Genomic DNA, 12,126 nt, shown 5'->3' on the forward strand with positions numbered 1-12,126 from the left:
TTAAGATTTTTGTTTTTTCGAATCTATTAATCTTTTCACAGTTTCCTGGTATTCTTCCTTTTCTTTTTGGTTTAGACGTTTGAGATGTTCTTTATAATCTTCTTTTAATCCTTTAAAAAGAGAATAGCACATTAATAACAAAAGTAAGGTAAAAGGAAGTCCGGTTGCAATAGATGCTGTTTGAAGAGCTTTTAAGCCACCTCCTAATAATAAAACGGCAGCCACAGCACCTTCTGCAAGTGCCCAAAATATTCGTTGACCTACTGGGGCGTCAATTTTTCCTCCAGAAGTTAAACTATCTACCACTAAAGAACCAGAATCTGATGAGGTAACAAAGAAACTAGCAATAAGTACAATAGCGATAATATTTAGTGCCATGGAAAAAGGGAAATCTTCTAAGAAGACAAAAAGAGCGGTAGCAACATTGTCATTTACACCGTCTGCAATAGTTGTATCTCCACCTAAAATCTCATGTAACGAGGTTGCTCCAAAAGCCGTAATCCAAAATAAGGTAATCAATGTAGGAACAATCAATACTCCAAGAATAAACTCTCTAATAGTCCTTCCTTTAGAAACACGGGCAATAAACATACCTACGAAAGGAGACCAAGCAATCCACCATCCCCAATAAAAAATAGTCCATGAGTTTTGCCATTCTGTTCCAGTATAAGCTTCAGCCCATGTGGAAAGGCTAATTAAATCATTTGCATAACTACCTGTATTTTGTACAAATGACTTTAAAATGAAAATGGTAGGCCCTAGAATTACTACAGCAAGTAATAAAAGTACTGCAATGCGCATATTCATTTCACTTAAAAATTTAACACCTTTGTCAACTCCTGAGATTACAGAAATGGTAGCAATTAATGTAATTCCAACTATTAACCATATTTGTAGCGAAATTCCTGAATCTAAACCAAAAACATGCTCTAAACCAGCGGCAACTTGTTTAACACCTAGGCCAAGAGAGGTTGCCAAACCAAAAACAGTAGCTAAAACAGCAAAAATGTCTATAATATCACCAATTCTACCATGAATTCTATCTCCTAAAAATGGGTAGAAAACAGAGCGGATTGTTAAAGGAAGTCCTCTGGAATACGTAAAATAAGCTAAAGATAACCCCACCAAAGCGTAAATACCCCAAGCATGTAATCCCCAATGTAAAAAAGTAACATTCATGGCTTCTTTGGCAGCAGCAGCTGTATTAGGGTCAGCTAAAGGAGGAGAAGAAAAATGATAAACAGGTTCAGCAATACTCCAAAAGAGTAACCCAATACCCATACCAGCACTAAAGAGCATTGAGAACCAAGAAGTGGTTGAGAACTCTGGTTTAGCTTTTGCTCCACCAATACGTAAGCTTCCGTATTTACTAAAAGCTAAGTAAAGCATAAACGCAACAAAAATATTTACCGCCAAGATAAATAGCCAACCAGTTTTGTTAGCTATAAAATTTTGTGTTATATCAAAATATGATTGAGCTCTTTCTTTAAAAAGCAAAGTTAAAGCTACACTAAGTATAATTACAATTGAAGATGTGAAGAATACAGGTCCGTTAACATTGAGTCCAAAAATTGATTTCCGTTCGTCACTTCTAATTATTTTTTTTGCTTTCTTCATGTGTTAATGTTTTGTTCTATTAAAAATAATATCCAATATTTATGTTAAATCTCATGTCCCAATTAGCATTAGGAGTTCCGTTGGCTAAAGCATTTGTCCATACAGGTCCTAACCAAGGATGATCTTTTCCTGCTGCAAAGTCTATATAAGTATAAACATTACCAGCTGTTACCAAGAACCCAAAAACATTCATAATACTGTCTTCAAAATTCTCAGCTGTTTTATCCATATAACCAAAGTCATTATAAACTTGTATGCTAGAAATAGGTTTCCATTTTAAAGGGAAGGTATATGCAGCGCCTAAAGTATATGTTGTTGCTTCTGTTGCAGTAAGGTAAGGAGCTCCATAAGCAGTTAAGGCTATAAGATCTTTATAAGTAGTATTCTTTGTGTTGTATTTGTATTTAGATACTTGCGCTTTAGCATCAAAGTTTTTCACGTTTAATTGATAGTGTAAGGCAAAGGCATGATGGCTAGAGGTGTCTTCGGTGTCTAGATTATAGAGATCACCATATTGTGCAGAAAAACCTATTTTGTGTTGTGTGTTTTTATTTCCGAAGTGATAATTTACTTTTCCATTTAATTGGTTTGTTTCTTTATACCTTAAGTCTAAGGAGCCATCCCCATTAATGTCTATAGAGGCAACATCGTATGAGTATCGACTATCGGAAACATCAGAGTTACTTCCAAAATTAAGTTCTTCAGCATTTTTGAAAAAAGCTAAAGCATATTCCCATTTTTTGCCTTTGTGTGTGAATTTTAAACCCATATCATGATCATCTTCTAGACCAAGGTAATAGTTAATACCAAAAAACCAGCTATGAGAATTGTATTGAGTAATACCAAAAGGTACTTGCGTTAATCCTAATTGAATGTTGTCTTTTTCATTAAAATCATACCCTAGCCAACCTTGTTTAAGCATACCTCCTCCAAAACTTTGAGAGTAGAAACGATACTCGGCATTAAGTTTTATTCCTTTGTATTTTGCTTTAGCGTTAATTCTGAAGACGTCGAAACCGAAATCGCCTCCGCGTTTTTTTTGACCATCTTTCCAAGAAGATAGGTTATAGTTAAATCGTAGTGCTCCGCCAATTTTAACCTCAGGCTTTTCTTGTGAAAACATAACTGTAACAAAAGAAAAAGCAACCAAGATTAGGCTTTTTTTTGTGAAATTCATTATTAATATTGATAAATGTAAAGGAAGTGTACTTGTAAAAGTACATGCTCAAGTGAAAGGAGAAGAGAGTTCTCTTTTTAGTTTAAAAGAATGATGGTTGTCTTGAAGGGGGAATGAATTTATCTGATTGATTCCTAAAAACTAAAAAGTTAAAACTGAATACTCGTTTGTTCTTTTTGTCTTTGAGTTTTTTTATCATAAGGCCGCAAAGGTACTGATTAAAAAGGGGAGGTAAAAGAAAAATTTTATAAAAAGCACTTGCAAATGATATGTAAGTGCTTGTTTATGTGTTTTGTGTAAACAAAAAAAGCTTCACAAAAAGTGAAGCTTTAAAGGTGGTCCCACATGGGCTCGAACCATGGACCCCCTGATTATGAGTCAGGTGCTCTAACCAACTGAGCTATAGGACCTGTTAAATTTGGATTGCAAAAATAAAACTTTTTTTAAATAAACACCTATTTTTTTACACTTTTCTGCTCATTAAATTTTTTCCAAAAGTACGTAACCCTTCTTTATGTTGATCAGAAATGTTAAGGTGATTTAAGCTTTTGAAAGACTTATCTGTGTAGTACTCAATAAGTTTGTGTGTTTCTTCTGGGATGTTGTTTTTCCTAAAAATAGATGAAACAATAGCTACTTTTTCAGTGTTATTTTTTTGCTTTCTATTGTAAAGATCTAGTAAATTTTCTTTGTCAGAACTATTTGCAACTTCTAAAGCTTTTAAATAAAGATATGTTTTCTTATTTTCGATAATATCTCCTCCTACTTGTTTTCCAAAAGAATCTGGATCACCAAAGGTGTCTAAATAATCGTCTTGTAGTTGAAAAGCGATTCCTAAATTTAAACCGTAATTGTATAAATGTTGAGCTTGTTCTTCGTCAGCTTTAGCAACAATAGCGCCCATTTTTAAAGCAGCAGCAACTAAAACAGATGTTTTTAATGTAATCATTTCAATGTACTCATTAATGGTTACATCATTTCTAGTTTCAAAGTCAACGTCTAATTGCTGACCGTCACAAACCTCCAAAGCAGTTTTGCTAAATAATTGTGCAAGCTTTTGAAAAACTTCAGGCTCATAATTTTCAAAATATTGGTATGCCAAAATAAGCATAGCATCACCAGATAAAATACCTGTATTTATATTCCATTTTTCGTGTACAGTTTCCTTTCCTCTTCTTAAAGGAGCATCATCCATTATGTCATCATGTACTAAAGTGAAGTTATGAAAAACTTCAACAGCAAATGCAGCAGGTAGAGCTTTTTGATAGTTATTAGAAAAAATATCAGCAGCAATTAAAGTTAAGACTGGGCGAATTCTTTTTCCTCCTAATCTTAAGATGTAATCTATTGGTTGATAAAGATTTTTAGGCTCTTTTGTAAACTTCTGAGATTCTAAAAAAGTTATAAAGTCTGATTGATATGATAATATGTCCAAATCTGAAAATTTTTGTAAAAATAAGGTAAAGATAAATTTTAACTATAACCTACATGTTAAAAAAGTTTAAAACCTTGGAAACTTTTTTTGTTTCTGAAGTTTCCTGTTGTACATTTGCATCCGATTATGAGAAATAAAATAATTAATAAAGCAGGAGAAATGTTTTTAACCTTAGGGTTTAAAAGCACAACGATGGATGATATAGCGAAAGAACTTGGCATGTCTAAAAAAACATTATACAAGTACTTTTCAAATAAAACAGCTTTGGTAGATGCTAGTACAGAATCGGTTCATAATACAATAAGTGAAACGATTGAGATGGTCAAAAGCCAAAATTACAATGCTGTAGAAGAAGAGTTTGCTGTGAAGGCAATTTTTAAAGAAATGTTTAAAAATGCAAAAACTTCCCCTATGTATCAACTAAAAAAATACTATCCAGAAACCTATACAAAACTAATAGAACGAGAAGTTTGTATGTTTAGAGATTGTAACGTAGATAATTTAAAAAAGGGAGTTGAACAAGGTTTGTACCGAACAAACATAAAAGGAGACCTTTTAGTAAATTTTTACTTTACATTAGTTTTTGGTGTGTTTGAAAGTGAATTGTACAGCAACGATATGCAAGAGGTTATGGAAATTGAATATGAAATTTTAGAATATCATATTAGAGCGATAGCGACTCCAAAAGGGGTAAAAGAATTAGAGAAACAATTAAAAAACATAAACAAAAACTAAAAATAATGAGGAAATACATATATAGTGTATTTGTGTTCTTTTTTACAGGGTATATAATTGCTCAAGAAAAAGAAATGAGTTTATCAATGCAAGAGGCAATTGATTATGCTATAAAGAACAGTTACGATAATAAAGTATCTTTAAACGATATTGAAGCAGCTAAGAAGAAAAAATGGGAAACTACTACTATTGGTTTACCACAAATAAACGGGAAAGTAGAATATCAAAATTGGCTAAAACAACAGGTGTCTTTATTACCAGTAGCAGCTTTTGATAATACTCAAAGCACAATAGATGTGGTAGAGGAATATTTTGATGGAGTAATTAGAAACGGAAAACAAGTTGTAACTCCAACAGGATTCGTTCCTTTAAGGTTTGGAACAAAACAAACAATGAATGCTTCAGTAACGTTAACACAGCTGTTATTTGACGGGTCATATTTAGTAGGGCTGCAATCAGCAAAAACATACTTGAAAATTTCAGAACAAGCAAAGTTAAAAACAGAGTTAGCAACACGCGAAGCTGTTATTAATGCTTATGGAAATGTATTAGTTACAGAAAAGTCAATTGAAATCTTAGAAAATAACAAAAAGATATTAGAGAAAAACTTGAATGAAACCCAGAAAACCTATGACAATGGGTTAACAGAATTAGAAAACGTAGAGCAATTACAAATTACTTTAGGTAATGTTGAGAGTAACTTAAGAAACGCTGAACGATTAAAAGAAATAGCATACCAAATGCTGAATGTTTCTTTAGGAAACTCGATTGAAACAAAATTAACACTAACTTCTGCGTTAGATAATCTGGTTATTGATAATACCGATTTAAGTTTATTAGCTACTCAATTTAATATTGATAATCATATAGATTTTAAAATTGCTCAAAATGATAGAGAAAGTAAGCGTTTGCTAATGAAGTTGGAGCAGAGTAAAGCTTTACCAAGCTTATCAGCGTTTATAAACTATGGAGCTAATGCCAATTCAGACGATTTTAATTTCTTAGATAGCAATCAAAAGTGGTTTGACTATTCGTTATTTGGAGTAACCTTAAATGTACCTATTTTTAGTAGTTTGGGAAGAAGTTCAAGAACAGCGCAAGCAAAAATAGCATTGGAAAATGCAGACATTCGATTAGAAGAAGCAAAGCAAAAGTTAAACTTACAAGTACAAAGAGCTAAAAGCGAGTATCAATTAGGAATTGAAAATTACGAAACAGCGAAGAAAAACTTAGCATTAGCTGAACGAATAGAAAAAAAGCAACAAGTAAAGTTTTTTGAAGGGATTTCTTCAAGCTTCGATTTACTACAAGCACAAAATCAGTTATACACACAACAGAACAATTATGTACAATCAATGTTGAACGTAATTGCTAAGAAAGCACAATTAGAAAACGCATTAAACATACCACTAAAATAAAATCAACTATAATGAGAAAAATATATTCACTATTCGCAATTACATTGCTTTTAGCCTCATGTGGAGGTAAAAAAGAGCAATCTGTACAAGACGTAATAGCATCTAACGATTTAGCTAAAATTAGAGAGAAAAAAGCGTCGTTAGATACACAAATGCAAACACTATCTGATGAAATTAAGGTTTTAAATGATAAAATTTCAGAGTTAGACACGAATAAAAAAGTTCCATTAATTACAGTTCTTTCAGCAAAAGAAGAGGTTTTTGATCATTATTTAGAATTGCAAGGAGCTGTACAAACAAAACAAAATGTGTTAATTTATCCAGAAATGCCTGGACTTCTAGTACGCATTTATGTGAAAGAAGGACAGTATGTTAAAAAAGGACAAGCTTTAGCAAAAATTGACGATGGAGGTTTGGCTAATCAATTAGCGCAAATTGAAGCACAAGCAGCATTAGCAGAAACAACATATAAACGCCAAAAACGTTTGTGGGATCAAAAAATAGGATCTGAAATTCAGTTTTTACAGGCAAAAACTAATTATGAAGCACAAACCAATGCGGTTAGTCAATTAAGAAGACAATTAGCAAAATCGGTAATTACTGCACCTTTTTCAGGAGTAATTGATGATGTAATTAAAGAGCAAGGAACTGTAGTTGCTCCAGGAATGGGGTCAGAAGTCTTTAGAATTGTAAACTTAAAAAACATGTATATCGAAACAGATGTACCTGAAAGTTATATTACTTCTATTAAAAAAGGAAAAAATGTAGAAGTAGAGTTCCCAGTATTAGGAGAAAAGTTAACATCTAAAATTCGTCAAGCAGGTAACTTTATCAATCCAGCAAATAGAACATTCAAGGTAGAAGTAGGTGTGCCTAACCATGAGGGTAAGATTAAGCCTAACTTAACAGCAAAGTTAAAAATCAACGATTACTCTAATGAGAAAGCAATTTTAATTCCTCAAAGTATTATTTCAGAAAATGCTAATGGAGAACAGTATGTGTATGTGGTAGAAGATATCAAAGATGAGGTAGGAACAGCTAAGCAAACAATTATAACTACAGGGAAAACGCAAGGAGATATTATTGAAGTTTTAAGCGGAATTGAAAGCGGAACGAAAATTATTGAAGAGGGAGCTCGTAGTGTAAAAAACGGACAAGAGGTTAAGGTATTAACTCTTTCAGAAGAAGCAAAATAAGACACCAAAAATTATTCGTCTAATGACTGATAAAAAACAAAAAAAGCAAGTAGATAAAGAGTTTGGTTTATCTTCTTGGGCAATAAATAATAAAACAACTATCTATGTAATGATGGTTATGATACTTATAACAGGTATTTCTGCCTTTTTAAGTATGCCAAGAGAAAATTTCCCAGAAATTAGAGAAACCAAAATTTATATAAGTTCTCTCTATCCAGGAAATACAGCAGAAGACATTGAGAAGTTGATAACTGATCCGTTAGAAGATAGACTTAAAACGGTAAGTAATGTAGTAGAAATTACATCTACATCGCAAGAAGATTACTCAATGGTAATTGTTGAGTTTGATGAAAACATATCAGTAGATCAAGCTAAACAAAAGGTAAAAGATGAAATAGATCAAGAAACTTCAGGTGAAGATTGGCCTACATTTAATGGAGCTAAAGTAGAGCCAAATGTTTTTGAGCTAAGTATCTCTGAAGAAATGCCAATTTTAAACATTAATATCTCGGGAGATTATCCAGTAGATAAATTAAAAGAATTTGGTGAGTATTTAGAAGATGAAATTGAAGATTTACAAGAGATAAAAAAAGTAGATATCCGTGGTGCAGAAGAAAAAGAAGTTGAGGTAGCTGTTGATATTTACAAAATGATGGCAGCACAAGTAAGTTTCCAAGATGTTATCAATTCGATAAATGGAGGTAACTTAACAATGTCGGCCGGTAATTTAATTGCTAGTGGACAGCGACGTACTGTTAGAATTTTAGGAGAGATTGAAGATCCACAAGAATTACAAGACTTTGTCGTAAAATCAGAAAAAGGAAACTCAATTTACCTTAAAGACATAGCAAAGGTTTCTTTTAAAGATAAAGATAAAACTACCTATGCACGTGAGTTTGGAGAAGCAGTAGTGATGCTGGATGTTAAAAAACGTTCAGGAAAAAACATGGTGGAGGCTGCTGAGAAAATTCAAAGAATAGTAGAAGATACCAAAGCCAATGTATTTCCGAGTAATTTAAAAGTAACCATCGCTAACGATCAATCTTCAAAAACTATTGGTCAGGTAGATGATTTGGTAAATAACATCATCTTTGGGGTTATCCTAGTAGTTTTAGTATTAATGTTCTTTTTAGGGTTCAAAAATGCCCTATTTGTTGGATTTGCAATACCAATGTCAATGTTTATGTCATTAATGATTTTGAGTTGGCTAGGATATACCATGAATACCATGATTCTTTTCGGATTAATTATGGGACTTGGAATGTTAGTAGATAACGGAATTGTTGTTGTTGAAAACGTATACCGTTTAATGGATGAAGGGATGCCTAGAATTGAAGCTGCCAAAAAGGGAATTGGAGAAATCGCATTTCCAATTATTATCTCAACCTTAACTACAGTGGCAGCCTTTGTTCCATTAGGAATGTGGCCAGGAACCATGGGGCAGTTTATGATTTATTTCCCTGTAACATTATCTGTAGTATTAGGTTCGTCATTATTTGTGGCAATATTTTTTAACTCAGTGTTAGTATCACAATTTATGAGTGTTGAAGATAAAAATATGCCATTAAGACGTATTATAATCTTGTCGTCAGTAGTGGCGGTGATAGGGTTATTGATAGTACTTTTAGGAGGAACGTATAGGGCGTTAGGAACGGTAATGATATTTACAGCTATTATGTTGTGGGTGTATCGATTAGCTCTACGTCCTTGGGCAAATCGTTTTCAAAATACGGTGTTACCGCGTTGGGAACGTTTTTATGAAAAAATGTTAAGAGGAGCTCTAAGAGGTTGGAGACCTTACATTATTTCGTTAGGTACGTTAGTTTTATTATTTATTGCTTTTGGAGGTTTTGGAGCCTCAATAGGAAGTCAACGTACTAAAGTTGAGTTTTTCCCTGATAATACACCAAATCAGATTATCGTGTATATCGAGTACCCTCAAGGAACTGACATTGAAAAGACAAATCTGATTATGAAAGATTTGGAAGAGCGTGTATATAAAGTATTAAACTCACCAGAATATGTTGATAATGGTTATAATTTCTTAGTAGAAAGTGCTGTTTCTCAGGTAGGAGCGGGATCGGGAAATCCACAAACTGATGGAGGTTCAACCGCAGAAATGCCTCATAGAGGAAAAATTACGGCTTCTATGCGTGAATATAAATTCCGTAGAGGAGCAGATAGTAAAGAATTACAAAGAAAAGTAACCGAAGCACTAAGAGGAATTTACCCTGGATTAGAAATTTCTGTAGAAAAAGAAGCAGTAGGTCCACCAGCAGGATATCCAATTAATATCGAATTGGAAGGAGAAGATTACGCAGAATTAATCAACACTGCTGAAAAAATGCGAGACTTTATCAACTCAAAAAGTATTGCAGGTATTGATGAGTTAAAGATTGATGTAAACAAATCTAAACCATCAATGTTAGTAAACGTTGATCGTAAAAAGGCAGGAGAATTAGGGGTAAGTTCATCGCAAGTAGGAAACCAATTGCGTAATGCTATTTTTGGTTCTAAAGCGGGAATTTATAAAGAAGATGGTGATGATTTTGATATCTACGTTCGTTTTAATAAAGAAAACAGGTATAATAAAAGTGCAATTTTTAACCAAAAAATTACTTTTAGAGACATGTCTTCAGGGATGATTAAAGAAATTCCTGTATCTGCAGTAGCAGAACAAACAAATACTTCTGGGTTTAGCGCTATTAAACATAAAGATGTAAAAAGAGTAGTAACGGTATATTCAGCTTTAGCTCCAGGATATACAGATGCAGCTGCAATTGTATCAAAAATTCAAAATGAAATGAAGACGTTTACTGAACAACCAGATTCAGTAAAAGTAGATTATACTGGGCAAATTGAAGAACAAAACAAGCAAATGGCGTTCTTAATGAAAGCATTTTTTGGAGGGTTAGGATTAATTTTCTTGATTTTAATTTTCCAGTTTAACTCAGTTTCTAAGCCAGCAATCATCATGCTAGCAATCTTCTTAAGTTTAATAGGTGTATTTGGAGGATTAATTATAACAGCTAAGCCGTTTGTAATTATGATGACCATGATGGGAATTATTTCGCTGGCTGGTATTGTAGTAAACAATGGGGTGGTATTACTTGATTATACCCAGTTACTGATAGATAGAAAGAAAGTAGAGCATGGTTTATCTTCTGATGAATTTGTAGATGTAGATACTTTAGGTGAAGCTGTTATTAGAGGAGGTAAAGCACGTTTACGCCCAGTATTATTAACAGCAATAACAACTATTTTAGGATTAATTCCATTAGCAACAGGGTTGAATATTAACTTCTTTACCTTAGCTAGTGAGTTAAATCCGCACATATATGTTGGAGGAGATAATGTGATTTTCTGGGGGCCATTAGCGTGGACAGTTATTTATGGATTATTCATAGCAACCTTCTTAACATTAATTGTAGTACCGATATTATTCTACTTAATCACTAAGTTTAAAATGTGGTTACGTAGCGTTTTATAATTGATTTTTTGTTAACTGTAAAAAGGGTTAAAAGTAAGTTGCTTTTAACCCTTTTTTATATTTTCGTGCTATGAATAAATCCGTTTTTACAGTTGAAGAAATAAAAAGAAAGATTGAGCAGTATTGTGTGTATCAAGACCGATGTCATAAAGAAGTAGAACAGAAATTAAAAGAGTACAAGTTAATTCCAGAAGCAAGAGAACATATTTTATTACACTTGCTAGAGCATAATTTTTTAAATGAAGAACGCTTTGCAAAAAGCTTTGCAAGAGGGAAATTTAGAATAAAAAAATGGGGGAAAGATCGAATAGTTAGAGAATTGAAGTTTAGAGATATTTCTACTTATAATATTAAATCAGCTCTGAAAGAAATCGACGAAGAGGAATATATCAAAACCTTGTATAATTTGGTCGAAAAAAAGAATGTATCAGTTTCTGAAACAAATCACTTCAAAAGAAAAAAGAAAATTGTTGACTATCTTTTATATAGAGGGTTTGAAAGTAGTTTAATATACGAAGCCTTAAAAACTATTGATTCTTAAATAGACTATCAAGATTTATTTCACTATCAAACTTTTTCTTAGTGTAAACTGTATTAATCTTATCGTTAACACTGCTAAAAAGCATCATAATTTTTTCAACCTGATTGTTAACCTGATTGGCAGAAATTGATGGAATAAAGGTCATATCTGCTAAACGTAAAGTTTCATTTTCAAAAACATTAATACGAGCTTTAAAGGCAGGTGTTTTTAGAGTTTCTATATTTAAACTGTCCTTTAGTTGTTTTGTAAGTGTTTTTAACTCTAAAGCATTGTTTAAAGCTTCAGTAGGAGTTGTGTTTTTCAACTCTTGTAAAAAATCCTCAACAATAAAATATTCTTTCCAAGGCTTAATTTCGTCAACGTACTTTTCATTTATTTTAGAGTAATCAGTATGCTCAACCGAAATGTTCATTTCAGTTTTGGTAGGTAACTCTTCTTTTTGCTCATTCTTTTTTTTACAAGAAGTAACTGAAATTAATAATGAAGCAATAACAAATAAAAAACGACTCATTTTAAT

9 protein-coding genes and 1 tRNA gene are annotated in these 12,126 nt (G+C 32.5%); 5 read left to right on the top strand and 5 right to left on the bottom strand.

Annotated features, from left to right (window positions below; genetic code table 11):
- From NH341_RS03955 to NH341_RS03970, 4 genes are all read right to left on the bottom strand, one after another.
- Complete coding sequence (locus NH341_RS03955; protein ID WP_239178130.1) at positions 1-1,617, bottom strand: BCCT family transporter; 1,617 nt, start codon at positions 1,615-1,617, stop codon at positions 1-3.
- 19 nt (positions 1,618-1,636) lie between these two features.
- On the bottom strand, positions 1,637-2,794 hold the full coding sequence (locus NH341_RS03960) for a hypothetical protein (RefSeq protein ID WP_253055731.1): 1,158 nt from the start codon (positions 2,792-2,794) through the stop codon (positions 1,637-1,639).
- A gap of 336 nt (positions 2,795-3,130) precedes the next feature.
- Positions 3,131-3,204: transfer RNA gene (locus NH341_RS03965), tRNA-Ile, on the bottom strand.
- 53 nt (positions 3,205-3,257) lie between these two features.
- Entirely contained in the window at positions 3,258-4,229 is a 972-nt protein-coding gene (locus NH341_RS03970; protein WP_253055732.1) for a polyprenyl synthetase family protein, read from the bottom strand.
- Between the two features lie 126 nt (positions 4,230-4,355).
- On the opposite strand from NH341_RS03970, the gene NH341_RS03975 reads away from it, so the two are divergent.
- The 5 genes from NH341_RS03975 (at position 4,356) to NH341_RS03995 (ending at position 11,609) form a co-directional block, all read left to right on the top strand.
- On the top strand, positions 4,356-4,964 hold the full coding sequence (locus NH341_RS03975) for a TetR/AcrR family transcriptional regulator (RefSeq protein ID WP_047789959.1): 609 nt from the start codon (positions 4,356-4,358) through the stop codon (positions 4,962-4,964).
- Between the two features lie 5 nt (positions 4,965-4,969).
- The gene (locus NH341_RS03980; RefSeq protein ID WP_167712965.1) at positions 4,970-6,382 is read left to right on the top strand and encodes a TolC family protein; all 1,413 of its coding nucleotides are present in this window, start codon (positions 4,970-4,972) and stop codon (positions 6,380-6,382) included.
- A gap of 11 nt (positions 6,383-6,393) precedes the next feature.
- Positions 6,394-7,578, top strand: a complete 1,185-nt coding sequence (locus NH341_RS03985) for an efflux RND transporter periplasmic adaptor subunit (RefSeq protein WP_173358877.1) — start codon at positions 6,394-6,396, stop codon at positions 7,576-7,578.
- Between the two features lie 22 nt (positions 7,579-7,600).
- Positions 7,601-11,068, top strand: coding sequence for an efflux RND transporter permease subunit (locus NH341_RS03990; protein WP_253055733.1), 3,468 nt, complete (start codon positions 7,601-7,603; stop codon positions 11,066-11,068).
- A 70-nt stretch (positions 11,069-11,138) separates the two neighbouring features.
- Positions 11,139-11,609 carry a regulatory protein RecX gene (locus NH341_RS03995; protein WP_047789963.1) on the top strand — a complete coding sequence of 157 codons (471 nt, stop codon included), beginning with the start codon at positions 11,139-11,141 and terminating at the stop codon, positions 11,607-11,609.
- Here the strand turns inward: NH341_RS03995 and NH341_RS04000 are convergent.
- Positions 11,596-12,120, bottom strand: a complete 525-nt coding sequence (locus NH341_RS04000; RefSeq protein ID WP_053056728.1) for a hypothetical protein — start codon at positions 12,118-12,120, stop codon at positions 11,596-11,598. The genes NH341_RS03995 and NH341_RS04000 overlap by 14 nt on opposite strands.
- Positions 12,121-12,126 lie beyond the last annotated feature (6 nt).

Origin of the sequence: Tenacibaculum sp. XPcli2-G, from assembly GCF_024124505.1 — a bacterium.
Classification (GTDB): Bacteria; Bacteroidota; Bacteroidia; order Flavobacteriales; family Flavobacteriaceae; genus Polaribacter; species Polaribacter mesophilus.

Coding starts and splice junctions, on each gene's coding strand:
- NH341_RS04000 (WP_053056728.1), bottom strand. CDS start 12,120: ATGAGTCGTTTTTTATTTGTTATTGCTTCATTATTAATTTCAGTTACT.
- NH341_RS03955 (WP_239178130.1), bottom strand. CDS start 1,617: ATGAAGAAAGCAAAAAAAATAATTAGAAGTGACGAACGGAAATCAATT.
- NH341_RS03985 (WP_173358877.1), top strand. CDS start 6,394: ATGAGAAAAATATATTCACTATTCGCAATTACATTGCTTTTAGCCTCA.
- NH341_RS03960 (WP_253055731.1), bottom strand. CDS start 2,794: ATGAATTTCACAAAAAAAAGCCTAATCTTGGTTGCTTTTTCTTTTGTT.
- NH341_RS03980 (WP_167712965.1), top strand. CDS start 4,970: ATGAGGAAATACATATATAGTGTATTTGTGTTCTTTTTTACAGGGTAT.
- NH341_RS03990 (WP_253055733.1), top strand. CDS start 7,601: ATGACTGATAAAAAACAAAAAAAGCAAGTAGATAAAGAGTTTGGTTTA.
- NH341_RS03995 (WP_047789963.1), top strand. CDS start 11,139: ATGAATAAATCCGTTTTTACAGTTGAAGAAATAAAAAGAAAGATTGAG.
- NH341_RS03975 (WP_047789959.1), top strand. CDS start 4,356: ATGAGAAATAAAATAATTAATAAAGCAGGAGAAATGTTTTTAACCTTA.